The 16,364-nt window shown below is 68.8% G+C and carries 15 protein-coding genes; 9 read left to right on the forward strand and 6 right to left on the reverse strand.

Annotation, left to right across the window (positions count from 1 at the left end; translation table 11 throughout):
- Positions 1-15 precede the first annotated feature (15 nt).
- From KXD96_RS22770 to KXD96_RS22780, 3 genes are read right to left on the reverse strand one after another with little or no spacing between them, the layout of a single operon-like run.
- A complete protein-coding gene (locus KXD96_RS22770) occupies positions 16-924 on the reverse strand; it encodes an alpha/beta fold hydrolase (protein WP_260740154.1) in 909 nt (302 codons plus the stop codon).
- Between the two features lie 46 nt (positions 925-970).
- The gene (locus KXD96_RS22775) at positions 971-3,271 is read right to left on the reverse strand and encodes a CaiB/BaiF CoA-transferase family protein (RefSeq protein WP_260740155.1); all 2,301 of its coding nucleotides are present in this window, start codon (positions 3,269-3,271) and stop codon (positions 971-973) included.
- Positions 3,268-4,737 carry an aldehyde dehydrogenase family protein gene (locus KXD96_RS22780; protein WP_260740157.1) on the reverse strand — a complete coding sequence of 490 codons (1,470 nt, stop codon included), beginning with the start codon at positions 4,735-4,737 and terminating at the stop codon, positions 3,268-3,270. Before KXD96_RS22780 ends, KXD96_RS22775 begins: the two co-directional genes overlap by 4 nt.
- Before the next feature lie 200 nt (positions 4,738-4,937).
- Here KXD96_RS22780 and KXD96_RS22785 point away from each other — a divergent pair, with 200 nt between their 5' ends.
- From KXD96_RS22785 to KXD96_RS22825, 9 genes are read left to right on the forward strand one after another with little or no spacing between them, the layout of a single operon-like run.
- The gene (locus tag KXD96_RS22785; protein ID WP_260740159.1) at positions 4,938-6,113 is read left to right on the forward strand and encodes a cytochrome P450; all 1,176 of its coding nucleotides are present in this window, start codon (positions 4,938-4,940) and stop codon (positions 6,111-6,113) included.
- On the forward strand, positions 6,113-7,312 hold the full coding sequence (locus tag KXD96_RS22790; RefSeq protein ID WP_260740161.1) for an acyl-CoA dehydrogenase family protein: 1,200 nt from the start codon (positions 6,113-6,115) through the stop codon (positions 7,310-7,312). The genes KXD96_RS22785 and KXD96_RS22790 overlap by 1 nt, the downstream gene beginning before the upstream one ends.
- A 14-nt stretch (positions 7,313-7,326) precedes the next feature.
- Positions 7,327-7,872: a MaoC family dehydratase N-terminal domain-containing protein gene (locus KXD96_RS22795; RefSeq protein WP_260740162.1), complete on the forward strand. Its 546-nt coding sequence runs from the start codon at positions 7,327-7,329 to the stop codon at positions 7,870-7,872.
- The gene (locus KXD96_RS22800; RefSeq protein WP_260740164.1) at positions 7,872-8,270 is read left to right on the forward strand and encodes a Zn-ribbon domain-containing OB-fold protein; all 399 of its coding nucleotides are present in this window, start codon (positions 7,872-7,874) and stop codon (positions 8,268-8,270) included. Before KXD96_RS22795 ends, KXD96_RS22800 begins: the two co-directional genes overlap by 1 nt.
- A 10-nt stretch (positions 8,271-8,280) precedes the next feature.
- Complete coding sequence (locus tag KXD96_RS22805; RefSeq protein WP_260740165.1) at positions 8,281-9,402, forward strand: acyl-CoA dehydrogenase family protein; 1,122 nt, start codon at positions 8,281-8,283, stop codon at positions 9,400-9,402.
- Positions 9,399-9,866, forward strand: coding sequence for a MaoC family dehydratase (locus KXD96_RS22810; RefSeq protein WP_260740167.1), 468 nt, complete (start codon positions 9,399-9,401; stop codon positions 9,864-9,866). The genes KXD96_RS22805 and KXD96_RS22810 overlap by 4 nt, the downstream gene beginning before the upstream one ends.
- Entirely contained in the window at positions 9,863-11,032 is a 1,170-nt protein-coding gene (locus KXD96_RS22815) for a lipid-transfer protein (RefSeq protein WP_260740168.1), read from the forward strand. The genes KXD96_RS22810 and KXD96_RS22815 overlap by 4 nt, the downstream gene beginning before the upstream one ends.
- A gap of 11 nt (positions 11,033-11,043) precedes the next feature.
- Positions 11,044-12,114, forward strand: coding sequence for a zinc-binding dehydrogenase (locus KXD96_RS22820; RefSeq protein ID WP_260740170.1), 1,071 nt, complete (start codon positions 11,044-11,046; stop codon positions 12,112-12,114).
- A complete protein-coding gene (locus KXD96_RS22825) occupies positions 12,114-12,719 on the forward strand; it encodes a TetR/AcrR family transcriptional regulator (protein ID WP_260740172.1) in 606 nt (201 codons plus the stop codon). Before KXD96_RS22820 ends, KXD96_RS22825 begins: the two co-directional genes overlap by 1 nt.
- Positions 12,720-12,820: 101 nt before the next feature.
- Here KXD96_RS22825 and KXD96_RS22830 read toward each other — a convergent pair whose 3' ends face one another.
- The 3 genes from KXD96_RS22830 to pruA all read right to left on the reverse strand — a co-directional run bounded on the left by KXD96_RS22830 (position 12,821) and on the right by pruA (position 16,286).
- Positions 12,821-13,567 (reverse strand): MBL fold metallo-hydrolase, encoded by a 747-nt coding sequence (locus KXD96_RS22830; RefSeq protein WP_260740174.1) that lies wholly within the window; start codon positions 13,565-13,567, stop codon positions 12,821-12,823.
- A 125-nt stretch (positions 13,568-13,692) separates the two neighbouring features.
- Entirely contained in the window at positions 13,693-14,655 is a 963-nt protein-coding gene (locus tag KXD96_RS22835; protein ID WP_260740176.1) for a proline dehydrogenase family protein, read from the reverse strand.
- Complete coding sequence (gene pruA, locus KXD96_RS22840; protein ID WP_260740178.1) at positions 14,655-16,286, reverse strand: L-glutamate gamma-semialdehyde dehydrogenase; 1,632 nt, start codon at positions 16,284-16,286, stop codon at positions 14,655-14,657. The genes KXD96_RS22835 and pruA overlap by 1 nt, the downstream gene beginning before the upstream one ends.
- Between the last annotated feature and the right edge of the window lie 78 nt (positions 16,287-16,364).

The raw sequence follows: 16,364 nt of genomic DNA on the forward strand, positions 1-16,364 counted from the left end.
CCGGCGGCCGCAGCGTCAGCCCCGTTCGTCCCAGATCTTCGTCAGGGTGGACAGGATCTCCTCGCCGCGCCCCAGCCCGGCGAGGTGGCTCTCACCCGGCAGCACGAACAGCTCGGCGTCGGGCAGCAAGGACACGACGTGCTCGCCGTGGGCGAACGGGACGATGTGGTCGCTGTCGCCGTGCCACCAGCGGACCGGGACCTTGACCTCGTCGAGCCGGAATCCCCAGTCCCGGGTGAACAGGATGACGTCGTTGAACGGGGCCGCCAGCTGCTTGCGGCTGCCGTTGAGCAGGTCGTCGAGGAACATGGCCCCGAACTCGGGCCGGGTCAGCAGGCGCCGATCCGCCTCGGGCGATATCGCCGCATACAGATACAGCGCGGGATTCGCGACCGGACGGATCATCCGGACCACCAGGCTCGCGCCGATCCGCAGTGGGTCACCGCCCAGCCGCAGCAGCGGCGCCACCCGCTTGCCCAGGTTCATCAGGCCACTGGTGATGCCCTCGTCACCGAGGAAGGGCGCGACGCCACCGAGGACGCCGGCCGCCACGACCCGGTCGTGCAGCACCGCGGCGGACGCGAGCGCGTACGGACCGCCGCCGGACAGGCCGATGACGGCCATGTCGTCGATGCCGAGCGTGTCCGCGATCGTCCGCAAGTCGTCGCCGAACGCCCGGATGTTCTCGTAGCGATGGGGTGTGGACGAGCCGATGCCGGGCCGGTCCAGGCCGATCAGTCGGATTTTGTTCTTCTCGGCGTAGAGGCGGGCCTCGGTGGGGATCTGACGGCGGGCGCCGGGGGTGCCGTGCAGCCAGAAGAACGCCCGGCCCTGCGGGTCGCCGAACTCGGCGAAACCGATCTGGCGGTCCTCGCCGACGGCGACGTTTCCTTCGAGCTTGGGGCGGGCGATCTCGATGGCCATGTCAGCAGCCTTGCATGTGACGCGCGGTTTACCAAAAGCTCACGGATCAGGCGTTGAGCGGCCGCTCGCCGGCGACCCGCTCGGCCCGCAGGCTCGCGACGTCGTCCGCGAAGAGGCCTAGCTCACCCAGGACTTCGTCATTGTGCTGGCCCAGCGTGGGCGGGGCGGCGCGGTGGTGGCGCGCCGGTCCGGGGGTGATCCGAAACGGCCAGCCGGGGTAGCGGTGCGGCCCGGTGATCGGGTGCGCAAGTTCCTCGTAGTAGCCGCGGGCGTCGAGCTGGGCCCCGATCAGGTCACCGTCGTACATCCGGTCGCCGGTGATCACCTGTTCGGCCGGGATGCCCTGTGCGCGTAGCGTTTCCACGACCACTGCAGCGGTCTGCGTGCGGGTCCACGCGGCGACCAGCTCGTCGAAGACGTCGTGGTCGAGCCGCCCGTCGTCGGGCAGCGACAGCGCGACCCACCCGCCCTCGGCGCTGGTCGGGTAAACGCCCTGCAGGTAACCGCGCCGCCGGTTGCCTTCTCGCGGGCGCACGACACCGGTCATCGAGAAGTCGATCACGGGTTCGGCGGTCACGTCGGCGGCGACCTCGACCTGCGCGACCTCGATCAGCTGACCTTCTCCCGTGCGGCTCCGGTGCTCGAGGGCGGCCAGCAGCGCGACGCCCGCGTGCACGCCGACGATGGGATCGGCGGGCCCCTGTGGGTTGCACGGCGGGCCGTCGGGGTAGCCGGTGACCGCCGACATGCCCGAGGTCTGCTCGAAGTTCAGCGCCCAGCCGACGTAGTCGCGCCACGGACCATGCAGGCCGTAGCCGGGCATCCGCACGGCGATCACGTCGGGGTTGAGCGACGTCAGCGAGTCGTAGTCCAGGCCGAATTGCTCGACGACCCGGGGTGAGAAGTTCTCCACGACCACGTCGGCCTGTGCGGCCAGACGCCGGGCGATGTCGAGACCCCGTTCCGAGGCCAGGTCGAGCGTGAGGTCGCGCTTGTTGAGGTTGGTGCCCTGCCAGATGGGGCTGCGTTCGTACCAGTCGTCACCCTCGTAGGCGAACGCTCCCGAGTAGCGGTGGCCGTCGGGCCGCTGGATCGACTCGACCTTGACGACGTCGGCGCCGAACGCGCCGAGGTAGCAGGTCAGGTACGCCCCCGCCCAGAACGTGGTCAGGTCGAGCACGCGCAGCCCGGAGAACGGCAACGGCCCTTCGGTGGTGGAATGCGATCGGGCATCGGTGACCCACGGCTCGGGGTGGCCGCCCAAACGAGGCGCCGGGCGCGGTGGTCCCACGGGGGTTTTCGAGAAGCGGAACGCCGGGCCGGGCCGCTGAAACGTCCAGCCGGGCCCACCGGATTGCACGAAAAAACCGCGCTCGGCGTACTGCGGACAGTCCAGCACGGTTGCGCCGTCGTTGACCGGCGCGGTCGGAATGCGCAGCGCCTGACCGAGTTCCACGATCTCGGCGACGGTCTGCTGGGCAAGCAGCGGCTGCGCCTTGGCGAAGAACTCGTCGCGCTCGGGCCCGCCCATCATGATCGCAAGCTGATGCTCGCCGTACTCGGGCAGGCCGAGCATCGCGCACACGTCCAGCCAGTGCTGGCCCGTCAGGCAGTTGACGCCCACCCAGCCGTCGGCGGCCCGGACTACGCCCAGCATGGGGGCCGACCGCAGGTTCGGTGGCAGGCCAAGGCTTTTCATGCGCTGGGCCATCAGCATCGGATAGGGCAGCGTGGACAGCAGCGCCTCCAAGTGGGAGACGTCGACCTCTCGGCCTTCGGGCGGCAGCCGCAGCGCGGTCAGCGCGCCCAGCGCGGCGTAGGCGCCCGCCACGTACTCGGCGATGCGGGCGCCGACCTGTACCGGTGGACGTTCCGGATCGCGGGCGCTGATCCAGCCCGACGCGGCCTGCAGGGTCAGCGGCGTGGCCCGCCGCTGACGCCAGGGTCCACACTGACCAAACGCAGAGATGCGCAGCAGCACCAGGTTTGGGTTTAGCCGGCTCAGGGTCTCCGGGCCCAGCGCCCAGCCTTCCAACGTCCCGGGGCCGAAGTCGTCGATGAGCAGGTGCGCCCGCGCGATCAGCTCGCGGGCGCGGTCCAGGTCACCCGGCTGATTCAAATCGAGGGTGGCACCGCGCTTTCCGGCGTTGAGGTAGTGGAACAGGCCGGAGCGCTCGGGGTCGGGAACTTCACTGGGAAACGGGCCCCATCGGCGCAGCGGATCGCCGGCGGGTGGCTCGATCTTGGTGACCTCGGCGCCGAGGTCGACGAAAAGCTTTGCGGCGTAGGAACCTGAGATCTCGTTGGCAAGTTCGACGACGTGGAGCCCGGCAAGGGGTCCCGTCATGCCGGGATCCCGATGGCCTTCACCTCCATGTACTGGTGCAGTCCGCTGATGCCGCCGCTCTCCCGGCCGAACCCGCTCAGCTTGAAGCCACCGAATGGCGCATCGCCCGGTCCGATGCCGTTGACGGCGACCTGGCCCGTGCGCATGCGCCGGGCGACCGCGACGGCCCGGTCCACGTCGGCGCCCCACACGGCACCGGAAAGCCCGTAGCACGAGTTGTTCGCGATCGCGACGGCGTCCTCGTCGTCGCGGTAGCGCAGCACCGACAGCACGGGCCCGAACACCTCTTCCTGGGCGATGGTCGAATCCGGTTGCACGCCGGTCAGAATCGTCGGTTCGAAGTAGAAACCGACGTCCAGGCCGGCCGGGCGGCCACCGCCGATCGCCAGCTTCGCTCCGTCGCGGACGGCACCGTCGACGTGCGCCTGCACCCGGTCGCGTTGCGCCGCGCTGATGAGCGGGCCCATTTGCACCGTCGGGTCCGTGGGGTCGCCGACCTTCACGTCGCGGGCCAGCGCGACGAGCCGGTCCACGACGTCGTCGTGCAACGAAGCGGGCAGCAGCAGCCGGCTGTGCAGGATGCACGCCTGCCCGGCGTGCAACGAGCAGCAATCGAAGAGCATCTGTTGCAGCATCTCGTCGGTCACTTGCGTGTCGTCGAGGATGATGCTGGCCGACTTCCCGCCGCACTCCAGCAGCAACCGCTTCATGGCGTCGCCGGCCGCCCGCATCACCTCACAGCCGACGGCCGAACTGCCGGTGAAGCTGATCATGTCGATGCGCGGATCCGTCGTCAGCAGTTTGGCCGCCTCCAGGCCCGAGGGCGTGACGACGTTGACCACACCCGGGGGGATGTCGGTCTCCTCGTCGATGATGCGCGCCAGCGCGAGCCCGGCGAGTGGCGTCAGCGGGGAGGGCTTGAGCACGACGGTGTTGCCCGCGGCCAGCGCGTTGTTGACCTTCATGACGTTCAGGCAGTGCGGGAAGTTCCACGGCGTCAGGATCGACACGACGCCGAGCGGTTCGCGGCGCAGCAACGTCGTTCCCGCACCGATCCCGGTGACCGGTTCGTCGACCAGCTTGGTGGCGAGCTGGGCGGCATGCATGGACATGTAGCCGGCGCCGTCGATTTGCATCATGCGCTCGTTGCTGACGCAGCCCCATTCGACCTGTGACAGCGCGAAGATCTCGTCGGCGTGCTTGACCAGGGCCCCACCGAGCTGGTTGAGGCAGCCGGCCCGCTCGTCGGGGCCCATGCGGCCCCACGGCCCGCTGTCGAAGGCCCGGCGCGCGGCGGCGATCGCCGCGCCGACCTGGGTGACACTCGCGTCGGGCGCGGTGCCGATGGACTGCTCGGTGGCCGGGTTGATGTCGTCGTAACGACCGTCCTCCGGTTCGACCCATCTGCCGTCGATGTAGAGCTGATAGGTGTCGACAAGGGATCCCGGAGTTTGTAGCTCGGTCATGCGCTTCCTCACCCGAACGTCGGTCATCTAACCACTTGGTGTACACCCATGCCCCCGTGCCGTCAATCACCAAGTAAGCGAATTACACGCTATTTTCGGGTTTTGCAGCGGTATTGACAGGAAAGGGCGACGCGGAGTAGACACAAGGCCGCAAGACACATCACATCTATGTGTCGGATCGTCTGGTCAGGGAGGCCGCCGTGCGGACCACTTTTCCACTGCACTCCCCCGACTTCTATGCCGGCGATCCGTACCCGGCGTACCGCGAGCTGCGCGCCACGGCGCCGGTCTGCTGGAACGACGTCACCCACTTCTGGGCGCTGTTGAAATACGAAGACATCCGCTTCGTGTCCACCAACCCGGCGCTGTTCACCTCGACCCGCGGCATCACCATCCCCGACCCGCAGATGGGGAACGCGGTGCAGGAGGGCAATCTCATCTTCACCGACCCGCCACGGCACCGGCAGCTGCGCAAGCTGATCAACTCCGGGTTCACCCGGCGGCGGGTGGCCCGGTTGGAGCCCAAGATCCGCGAGATCGTGCGGGGAATCCTCGATGGCATCCAACCGGATTCCGTTCACGAGTTCGCCGAAGAGATCGCCGCGCCGCTGCCCACCCGGATGATCGCCGAGCTGATCGGCGCACCGCCCGACGATTGGGAGCAGTTCCGGGCGTGGTCGGACGCGGCCACCGGGACGGCCGACCCGGAGATCGAGCTGGACCCGTTGGTCGCGATGGGCCAGCTGCACGCGTATTTCCAGAAGCTGATCGCGGCCAGGCGTACCGATGCGCGCGACGACCTATTGTCGGTGCTGGCCGGCGCCGAGATCGACGGAGTCCGGCTGACCGACGAGGATCTGCTCAACTTCGCGTTCTTGCTGCTGGTGGCCGGCAACGAGACCACCCGCAACCTGATCGCGCTGGGCACGCTGGCGCTGATAAAGCATCCCGGCCAACGCCGCCTCTTGGTCGACGATCCCACCCTGATCCCGGGCGCCGTCGAGGAGATGCTCCGGTGGACCAGCCCGGTGGTCCACATGGCGCGCACCGCGACGACAGAGGTGACGATTCGCGGTCAGCGGATCGCCGAGGGCGACGTGGTGGTGATGCTTTACGGGTCGGCCAATAGGGACGAGGAGGTGTTCGGTGCCGACTCCGAGGAGTTCAAGGTGACCCGGCACCCCAACCCGCACATCGCGTTCGGGTGCGGCGAACATTCTTGCGTCGGCGCACAATTGGCGCGGCTGGAGGCGTGCGTGATGTTTGACGAGCTGCTGCGCCGCTTCCCCAGACTAGAGCTGGTGGGCGAGGTGGACCGGATGCGGGCCACCATGGTTCCGGGGGTCAAGCGCATGCCGGTGCGGCTGGGGTCCTGATGGATCTGGAGTACTCCCCCGAGCAGCAGCGGCTGCGCGCCGAGATCCGCGCCGCCCTCGAAAAGGTGATGACGCCCGAACGCACCCTCGCGCTCAGCGAGCGGATGGAGGGGGGCCCCGAAGTGCGCGAGTGCGTACGCGCCTTGGCCGCGGCCGACCTACTCGGCGTCGGGTGGCCCAAAGAGTATGGCGGACGTGGATTCTCGGCGATCGAGCAGTTCATCTTCTCCGAGGAAGCGCAGCGGGTGAACGCCCCAATCCCGCTGGTGACGCTCAACACGGTCGGCCCGACCCTGATGCAGTGCGGTACCGAGGAGCAGAAGCGGAAGTTCCTGCCCGCGATCCTGGACGGCAGTGTCGAGTTCGCGATCGGCTACTCCGAGCCGGGAGCCGGAAGCGACCTGGCGTCCCTGCGCACCACCGCGGTCCGCGACGGCGATGAGTACGTGATCAACGGGCAGAAGATGTTCACCAGCGGCGCCGCGTACGCCGACTACATCTGGTTGGCGGCCCGCACCGATCCGAACGCCAAGAAACACAAGGGCATTTCCATCCTGATCGTGCCCACCTCGTCGCCCGGCTTCTCCTGGCAGCCGCTGCACACCATGCCCGGCATCTCCACCTTCTATACGTTCTACGACAACGTGCGGGTCCCGGCCAGCGCACTGGTGGGCGGGGAGAACCAGGGCTGGCAGCTGATCACCACCCAGCTGAACTTCGAGCGCGCGGCCCTGGGCAACCTCGGCGCGCTCGAGCCACTGTTCGAGCAGACCCTGCAGTGGGCCGCAACCACCGAGCTCGATGGCGGCCGCGTCATCGACCAGCCGTGGGTGCAGCTCACCCTGGCGAGGGTCGAAGCCCAGGTCGCGGCGTACAAATTGATCAACCTACGGGTGAATGCGGCCATGACCAAGGGCGTCCTCAACATGGGCGAAGCCTCCGCCGCGAAGGTGTTCGGCACCGAACTGACCCAGCAGGTCGCCCGCCAGCTGCTGGAAGTGCTGAACCACAACGGGGTACGCCGGGGCGTCGATGCACCGCTACGCGGCGGGCTGGAAACCGCGTATCGATGGGCAGTCATCAATACGTTCGGTGGCGGCGCCAACGAGATTCAACGTGACATCATCGCCATGGCCGGATTGGGCATGCCGCGGGCTCCCCGTGACCTGCGCGCTGAAAGTGGCGCCACCGCAACATAGGAGGACAGCCGTAAGTGACCGACTCAGAAACCGTCAGCGCCAAGGTGCGGGCCCTCGTCGGCCAGCCGACCGGCGGCACCGGAAGGCCCTCGGTGGCCCCGGATCCGGTCAACCAGCCGATGATCCGGCACTGGGCCTACGCGATGGCCGACATGAACCCCGTCTACCTCGACCCGGAGTTCGCCGAGAAGTCGCGGTTCGGCGGCATCGTGTCGCCGCCGGTGATGCTGCAAACCTGGACGATGCCGTCGCCGATCCTGGAGGGCATCGGTGAGCGTGGTGGCGCACCCGTCGAAATCAAAAGCAATCCGACGGCGTTTCTCGACGAGGCCGGCTACACCAGCACGGTGGCGACCAACTCGGAGTTCGAGATCGAGCGCTACCCGCGACTGGGCGACGTCATCAGCGCGACGACGGTGTACGAATCGGTTTCCGAGGAAAAGAAAACGGCGCTGGGCACCGGCTTCTTCCTGACCTGGCTGACCACCTACACCGACCAGAACGGCGAGGTGTTGGGCAGGCAGCGCTTCCGGGTGCTGCGATTCAGGCCGGAGCGCTGATGGCGACCCGACTGGCGCCGGCCGTCACCGGCGACACGGAGTTCTTCTGGAACGGATTGCGGGACAACAAACTCCTGATCCAGCGCTGCGGCGGCTGCGGGCAGCTGCGCCACCCGCCGCGCCCGATGTGCCCGCACTGCCGGTCCCTGGACTGGGACACGGTCGAGTCCTCGGGCCGCGGCACCGTCTACAGCTACGTGATGCCGCACGAGCCGAAGTTTCCGTTCTTCGAGTATCCCTACGTCGTGGTGCTGGTGGAACTCGAGGAGGGCGTGCGGCTGGTGTCGAATCTGACCGGCATCGAGCCGGCCGACGTGACAACCGGAATGCCGGTCGAGGTGTACTACCAGAGTTTCGATACCGACCTGGTGTTGCATCAGTTCCGGCCGGCCACCTAGGCGCGGGCTCATGGACTTCACCTTCACCGAGGAGCAGGAGACCATCTCCAAGCTCGCCCGCGACCTATTCGAGCGCCGCGCCACGCCGGAGCGCCTGACCGAGTTGGAAGCCGGCGACGTCCGCTTCGACGACGCACTGTGGAAGGAGCTGGCGGCCGCCGACCTGTTGGGCACCGCGCTGCCGGAGTCGGTGGGCGGCAACGGCGGTGGCTTCGTGGAGCTCGGGGTGCTGCTGGCCGAGGTGGGCCGGGCGGTCGCGCCGGTGCCGGCCTACGCGACGCTGGCGCTGGGGGCCGACCCCATCGCCCGGCACGGCAATCCCGAACAGCGGCAACGCTACCTGCCCGGTGTCGCCGCCGGAAGCCGCATCCTGACCGCGGGCCTGGCCGAGCCGGGCCGCTCCGACGTCACGGCGCCGGCCACCACCGCGCGCCGCGACGGCGGTAATTGGCGGCTCGACGGCGCCAAGGAGCTGGTGCCGGCCGCCCAATCCGCCGACACCGTCCTGATTCCCGCCGCGACGCAGGACGGTCAGGTCGGCCTGTTCCTGTTGGCGACCGACGCCCGCGGCGTCGAGATCCGGCCGGCGCCGACCACCAACCGCGAACCGCACGCCGACGTCTACCTCGATGGCGCAACGGTATCCGACGCCGACCGGCTCGTCGGGGCTGACCTGATCGAGTCGCTGCGCACCCGCGCGCTGGTCGCGCTGTGCGCGGTTCAGCTCGGCGTGGCGGAGCGGGCGCTGCGGATCGCCGCCGAATACACCACGGGCCGCGAGCAATTCGGCCGGCCCATCGGCAGCTTCCAGGCCGTCCAGCAGCGCATGGCCGACGCGTTCATCGATGTCGAGGCGATCCGGTGGACCACGTGGCACGCGGCGTGGCTGATCGCGCACGGGCGGCCCCTAAAAGAGGCCCACCGCGCCGCCCGCATCGCGAAATTCTGGGCCGCCGAGGCCGGCGCGCGCGTCGCCGCCACCGCCCAGCACGTCCACGGCGGCATCGGGATCGACACCACCTATCCCCTGCACCGCTACTTCTTGTGGGCCAAGCACAACGAGCTCACGCTCGGCCCGGCCACGGCGCAGCTGGCCCACCTCGGCGCAACGTATTCGGAAGGACGCCCATGACGACCACCGCGAGCCGCACCACCACCCTGCGCTGGGCCGACATCTCCGTCGGCGACGAGGTCACCCCGCTCGAGATCCCCATCACCACAACGATGATCGTCGCCGGTGCGATCGCCACCCGCGACTTCATGCCCGTGCACCACGACCGCGACTACGCCAACAAGCAGGGCTCGCCCAACCTGTTCATGAACATCCTCACCACCAACGGCTACTGCGTGCGGTTCCTCACCGACTGGGCCGGACCGGAGGCGATGGTGAAGAAGCTGTCGATACGCCTTGGCGTGCCGTGCTTTCCGGACGACCCGCTGCGGTTCACCGGCAGCGTCACCGGGAAGACCGAAGGCACCGGGGGCGAGAACTTCGTCGAGGTGACGTTCAAGGGCTCCAACAGCCTGGGCGATCACGTCTCGGGCACCGCGGTCCTCAGCCTGCTCGACGGGGCGTTCGAAAGGGACCAGGCGTGAGCAGCGCACTGCCCGGGGCCGCGGCCATCGTCGGGATCGGCCAGACCGAGTTCTCCAAGGAATCCGGCCGCAGCGAACTGCAATTGGCGTGCGAGGCGGTCAGCGCCGCGCTCGACGACGCCGGACTGGCACCCAGCGACGTCGACGGCATGGTCACCTTCACGATGGACTCCAGCGACGAGATCGAGATCGCGCGCAACGTCGGCATCGGCGACCTGAGCTTCTTCTCCCGCGTGCACCACGGGGGCGGCGCCGCCGCCGGCACCGTCGTGCACGCCGCGATGGCCGTCGCGACGGGCGTCGCCGACGTGGTGGTGTGCTGGCGCGCCTTCAACGAGCGGTCCGGCATGCGGTTCGGCGGCAGCGGGCGCACCGACCTGGGGACGCCGCTGTTCATGGCGCACTACGCGCCGTTCGGATTGCTCACGCCCGCGGCCTGGGTCGCAATGCACGCCCAGCGCTACATGTCGACGTACGGGGTCACCAACGAGGACTTCGGCCGCATCGCCGTCGTGGACCGCGCGCACGCGGCCCGCAATCCGGATGCCTGGTTCTATCAGCGTCCGATCACGCTGGAAGACCACCAGAAGTCGCGCTGGATCGTCGAACCGGTACTGCGCCTGCTGGACTGCTGCCAGGAGAGCGACGGCGGGGTCGCGCTGGTGGTCACCAGCGCGGAACGCGCGCGCGACCTGCGTCAGCCACCGGCCATCATCACCGCGGCAGCGCAGGGCGCGGCCGCCAACGGCGAGATGATGACCAGCTACTACCGCGACGACATCACCGGCCTGCCCGAGATGGGCGTGGTGGCCCAGAGGCTGTGGCGCGACTCGGGGCTCAAACCGCAGGACATCCAAACCGCCTTCATCTACGACCATTTCACGCCGTTCGTGTTCACCCAGCTCGAGGAACTCGGGTTCTGCGGGCGCGGCGAGGCGAAGGACTTCGCCACCGTCGAGCGGCTCTCGCTGGGCGGGGAGTTCCCGATCAACACCAACGGCGGACTGCTCGGCGAGGCCTACATCCACGGCATGAACGGCATCACCGAGGGGGTGCGCCAAGTCCGCGGCACGTCGTACAACCAGGTCGACAACGTCGAACACGTGCTGGTCACGTCGGGCACCGGGGTGCCCACCAGCGGGCTCATTCTGGCGCCCGCCGACTGAGGGGGATCGTCATGCCCAAGCTCGCGCTGCTGACCGCCCACGGCGGGCCCATCGAGCTTGCCGAATATCCGTTGTCCACCCCGGCGCCCGGAACGGCGGCGCTCAAGCTGCGGATGGCCGGCATCTGCGGGTCCGACCTGCACATCTTCCGAGGCGAACTACCGTTGCCATGCCCGTTTGCCATGGGCCACGAAATGGTCGGGGAGATAGCCGAACTCGGCGAGGGCCTGAGCACCGACGCGACCGGCAAGCCGCTGGCCGTCGGCGATCGCGTGGTGACGCCGTACTTTTGGTTCTGCGGTCAATGCCACGCCTGCGCGCGGGGCCGGTCCTATGCCTGTCAGAACCTGATGGCCGGCGAATACCGCAGCCACGATCAAGAGCCGCACTTCGTCGCCGCTCACGGCGAGTACTACTACACCAGCCGGCGCCAGCCGCTGTACAAGGTGCCCGAGGATCTACCGGACGAAGCCGTCACCCCGCTGAACTGCGCGCTGGCCCAGGTGCTGTTCGCGCTGCGCGACGTGCGGCTGGGCGACACGGTCGTCATCCAGGGTGCGGGCGGGCTGGGTATCAACGCCGCGGCCGTGGCCCGCACCGCGGGCGCCGCGGAGGTCATCGTCATCGACAGGATCGCCGAACGGCTCAACGTCGCAGCCGATTTCGGCGCCACCGCGTGCATCGACGCGAGTGCGATCTCGACCGCGGAGATCACCGAGCAGGTGCACAGGCGCACCGACGGCATCGGCGCCGACTGGGTGCTCGAGGTCGTCGGCGTGCCGGGCGTCATTCCCGAGGGGATCGGGTTCCTCAACAACGCCGGCACTCTGCTCGAGGTCGGCAACGTCGGGGTGGGGCGGACGTTCGAGCTGGATCCGAGCGTGCTGGTCTACGGCAACAAGTCCGTGCGCGGGGTCATGTTCTACGATCCCGTCACGCTGGCCACCGGCCTGACCTTCCTGCAGCACACCAGTTTTCCGTTCGACCGCCTGATGCCCGAACCGTTCCACCTGGCCGACGTCAACGCCGCCTTCGCGTCGGCCGACGCCGGGCTGGTGCCCAGGGGTGCCTTGGTGCCGTGATGACTCAAGCGGCCCAGGCCACCGATACCCGCGAGCTCATCGTCGAGTCCGCGTACGCCTGCTTCCGCAGGCAGGGGCTGCAGAAGGCGACGATCGTCGACATCGCCCGGACGGCCGGGGTGTCCCGCAGCACCATCTACGAGTACTTCAGCGACAAGGCCGCCATCATCGAGGCGTGCGCCGAACACGCTTCCGAGCGGTTCTACCGCGAGATGTCCAAGGCCATGGACCGGGGCGGCTCGCTGGAGGAAAAGCTGAGCCAGGCCGCCGTTTTCGTGACGCAGGCGCGACGGTCCATCGCGTCGGAGAAGTACTTCGACGAGGACGCGATCAGCCTGCTGCTGACCAAGGACGCCGCCGTGCTGCTGCGCGAATGCGTCGACTTCTTCGCGCCCTACCTGTCGGCCGCCCGGCTGACCGGCGAGGTGCGCAAGGGCCTCGACGTCGAGGCCGCCGCGGAATGGTTTGCGCGGATCCTGTTCTCGCTCTTCAGCACGCCGTCCTCGATCCGGGACATGGGCGATCCCGAGGTGGCGGCCGAGTTCGTGCGCGCGCACGTGGTGCGCGGTTTCGCGGGCGATCGCCCGCGGCCCCGCCGCGGATAGCGCTCACTTCGCGTGTGCATCGTGGGCGTCGCGTGTGCGCCCAGGCTAGATTTCGGCGGATTTCCCGCCGTGAGCGCACACGCAAGTACCTGAGCGCACACTCAGCCCCGCTGTTGCGGCCAAACGGTATCGGTAGCGTGAACCGGCCGCCCGTGGCCGGGCAACAAGTGCGCAACCGGTAGCCCTTCCAGGCGCTTTCGGGTGTCGGCGGCGCTGGCCGCATCGACGATTTCCGGTGTGTGCCAAACCTTGCCGCGGGCCGTCAGCACGGCGTCGCCCGACAAGAGCGTCCGGGTGGTCGCATTCCACAGCGCGATGCTGTCATCGGTGTGTCCGCCCGCCTTGATCACGGTCCAATCCGGCGCGCCGGGCAGCGACTCCCCGGCGGCCAGTCCACCCTGCGGGGGTGGCCCCGCCCAGCGCATGCCGGCCGGCGTGCCGTAGCCCGCCACGCGGGCGCCGCCGAGGAGGCCGGCCAGACCCGCCCCGTCGAACGGCTGGTCGATGAGGGTGGGCCAAATACGTGCGGCGCGGGCCGGGGTCGGCGTGCGTGGTTTTGCTCCGTCGAAATAGGTAAGGGTCAGGGCGGGCAACCAGATTGGCGCGTGATAGCGGGCGGTCAGCTCCACCGCGCCGGCGACGTGATCGCTGTGTCCGTGCGTCGCCACCACGGCATGCACGGTGCCGCCGAGCCGATTCACGATCGGCTGCAGATCGGTGGCGACCCGCGGCAACCCAGCGTCGACGACCACCACGCCATCACGACCCTGCAGGACGTAACAGTTGAATACCCAGCGCGAGACCCGCGTAACGCCGAGATCGGGCATCTCGTCGATGACCAGGCTCATGGCCGAGACGTTACGCCGGCAGGAGGTGATTCGAGTGTGCATCGTGGGCTTTGCGTGTGCGTCCAGGGCGGGATTCCGGTGAAATTTCCCGCCGTGGGCGCACACGCAAAGCCGTGGGCGCACACTCAGTGATCGCGCTGCGCCAGCGCCCGCAGGAAGAACGTCAGGTTGGCGGGCCGCTCGGCCAGCCGGCGCATGAAGTAGCCGTACCACTGGGTGCCGAACGGCACGTAGACGCGGACCTGGTTGCCGGATTCGGCCAGCCGGCGCTGCTCGCCGTCGCGGATGCCGTACAGCATCTGGTACTCGAAATCGGTTGCGGACCGGCCCGCTTCGCGCGCCAGCGCGGGCACCGCCTCGATGATCGCCGGGTCGTGGGAGGCCACCATCGGGTACCCCGAGCCGGCCATCAGCACCCGCAGGCAGCGCAGGTACGAGCCGGTCACCGCCGCGGGATCACGGTAGGCCACCGCGCCCGGTTCGTCGTAGGCGCCCTTGCACAACCGGATCCGCGCCCCGGCCGCGGCGAATCCCTCGCAATCGCCCAGCGTGCGCCGCAGGTAGGCCTGCAACACCACACCCAGCCATTCGAAGTCGAGCCGCAGATCACGCACGATCGCCAGGGTGGAATCCGTCGTCGTGTGGTCTTCGGCGTCCACCGTCACCCACACGCCGGCCCGCTGCGCCGCTTCGCAAATCGTGAAGGCGTTCTCCCGGGCGATCTTCTCGCCGTCGCGATCCAGCGACTGCCCCAGGGCCGACAGCTTCAGCGAAATCTCGAGCGGCCGGACGGCGGCGTGATCTCCGAACCGGGCCAGGCGGTCGATCAGATCCAGGTAAACGCGCACCGCCGCGCCGGCGTCCTCGGCATCGGTGACGTCTTCACCCAGATAGTCGATGCTGACGTAGCGGCCCGAAGAGCGAAGCGCGGCAACGCTGTCCAGCGCGCTGCCGATCGTCTCGCCGGGCACGAAGCGGTGCACCACGCGACGGGTGACCGGCAGCCCTTCAGCGGCCCGGCGCAACCCCGGTCGCCGGCCGGCCGCCAGGATCGCGGGCCGCAGCGTGCCGGCGAACACGCCGCCCATCAGTCGGCCGCCATGTGCGGATAGCTGTGGTGGGTCGCCGGGACGAACGTCTCCTTGAGGGTGCGGGCCGAGGTCCAGCGCAACAGGTTCAGCACCGACCCGGCCTTGTCGTTGGTGCCGGAGCCGCGCGAACCGCCGAAGGGCTGGCGCCCGACCACCGCGCCGGTGGGCTTGTCGTTGACGTAGAAGTTCCCGGCGGCGAAGCGCAGCCGGTCCTGCGCGGTCAGCACGGCCTCGCGGTCGTCGGCGATGACCGCCCCGGTCAGCGCGTACCGCGAGCCGGTGTCGATCACGTCGAGGATCCGCTCGTAGTCGTTGTCGGGGTAAACGTGCAGCGACAGCAGCGGACCGAAGTACTCGGTGGCGAACGACTCGTCGGTCGGGTCGTCGGAGAGCAACACCGTGGGACGGACGAAATAGCCGACGCTGTCGTCGTATTCGCCGCCCACCGCGATGGTGACGTGGGCGGCGCTTTTCGCGCGCTCGAGGGCCTTGACGTTCTTGGCGAACGCGCGCTCGTCGATCAGCGCGCCGCCGTAGTTGCTCAGGTCGGTGACGTCGCCGTAGCGCAGCGCGGCGGTCTGGCCCAGGAAGTCGTCACCGATGCGCCGCCACACCGAATGCGGGATGAAGGCCCGCGACGCCGCCGAGCATTTCTGCCCCTGGTAGTCGAACGCGCCGCGAATCAACGCCGTGCGCAGCACATCCGGCCGCGCCGAGGCGTGCGCCACCACGAAGTCCTTGCCGCCGGTCTCGCCCACCAACCGCGGATAGCTGTGGTAGCCGCCGATATTGGCGCCCACCCGCTGCCACAGGTGTTCGAAGGTGGCCGTCGACCCGGTGAAGTGGATGCCGGCCAGCCGCGGGTCGGCCAGCGCGACATCGGAAACCGCGTAGCCGTCGCCGGTGACGAGGTTGATCACGCCGGGCGGCAGGCCCGCCGCCTCGAGCAGCCGCATGGTCAGATAGGCCGACAGCGTCTGGGTGATGGACGGCTTCCACACCACGGTGTTGCCCATCAGCGCCGGCGCGGTCGGCAGGTTGCCGGCGATCGAGGTGAAGTTGAACGGCGTGACCGCGTACACGAATCCGTCCAGCGGGCGGTAGTCAATGCGATTCCATTCGCCGGGCCCGCTGATGGGCTGCTGCGCCAGGATCTGCCGGGCGAAGGCCACGTTGAAGCGCCAGAAGTCGATCTGCTCGCAGGGCGAGTCGATCTCGGCCTGGTAGACGGACTTGGATTGGCCGAGCATGGTCGCGGCGGCGATCTTCTCCCGCCACGGCCCGGCCAGCAGGTCGGCGGCCCGCAGGAACACCGCCGCGCGCTCGTCGAAAGGCAATGCCGCCCAAGCGCTCTTCGCGGCCATCGCGGCATCGATGGCCGCCGCCGCGTCGGCGTGGACGGCGTTGGTCAGGGTGCCCAGCTTGGCGGAATGCCGGTGCGGCTGGACGACGTCGATGCGCTCCCCGTCGCCCATCCGGTGTCTGCCGCCGATGACGTGCGGCAGGTCGATCGGATGCTCGGCCAGCGCGGCCAACTCGCCGCGCAGCCGGCCGCGTTCGGGTGAGTGCGGCGCATAGTCATGGACCGGCTCGTTGGCCGGCAGCGGCACCTGGGTTATCGCGTCCATGTCGTTAGGATCCTCGCCGCGACGACGCGCTGAGTTAGCTGATCGGACAAGATAGTGTCTATTTAGTAGTACGATCGG

The sequence above is a fragment of the Mycobacterium sp. SMC-2 genome (assembly GCF_025263485.1).
In the GTDB taxonomy this organism is placed as follows: domain Bacteria; phylum Actinomycetota; class Actinomycetes; order Mycobacteriales; family Mycobacteriaceae; genus Mycobacterium.

Coding starts and splice junctions, on each gene's coding strand:
- pruA (WP_260740178.1), bottom strand. CDS start 16,286: ATGGACGCGATAACCCAGGTGCCGCTGCCGGCCAACGAGCCGGTCCAT.
- KXD96_RS22835 (WP_260740176.1), bottom strand. CDS start 14,655: ATGGGCGGCGTGTTCGCCGGCACGCTGCGGCCCGCGATCCTGGCGGCC.
- KXD96_RS22775 (WP_260740155.1), bottom strand. CDS start 3,271: ATGACGGGACCCCTTGCCGGGCTCCACGTCGTCGAACTTGCCAACGAG.
- KXD96_RS22810 (WP_260740167.1), top strand. CDS start 9,399: ATGACGACCACCGCGAGCCGCACCACCACCCTGCGCTGGGCCGACATC.
- KXD96_RS22770 (WP_260740154.1), bottom strand. CDS start 924: ATGGCCATCGAGATCGCCCGCCCCAAGCTCGAAGGAAACGTCGCCGTC.
- KXD96_RS22805 (WP_260740165.1), top strand. CDS start 8,281: ATGGACTTCACCTTCACCGAGGAGCAGGAGACCATCTCCAAGCTCGCC.
- KXD96_RS22800 (WP_260740164.1), top strand. CDS start 7,872: ATGGCGACCCGACTGGCGCCGGCCGTCACCGGCGACACGGAGTTCTTC.
- KXD96_RS22820 (WP_260740170.1), top strand. CDS start 11,044: ATGCCCAAGCTCGCGCTGCTGACCGCCCACGGCGGGCCCATCGAGCTT.
- KXD96_RS22830 (WP_260740174.1), bottom strand. CDS start 13,567: ATGAGCCTGGTCATCGACGAGATGCCCGATCTCGGCGTTACGCGGGTC.
- KXD96_RS22825 (WP_260740172.1), top strand. CDS start 12,114: ATGACTCAAGCGGCCCAGGCCACCGATACCCGCGAGCTCATCGTCGAG.
- KXD96_RS22790 (WP_260740161.1), top strand. CDS start 6,113: ATGGATCTGGAGTACTCCCCCGAGCAGCAGCGGCTGCGCGCCGAGATC.
- KXD96_RS22780 (WP_260740157.1), bottom strand. CDS start 4,737: ATGACCGAGCTACAAACTCCGGGATCCCTTGTCGACACCTATCAGCTC.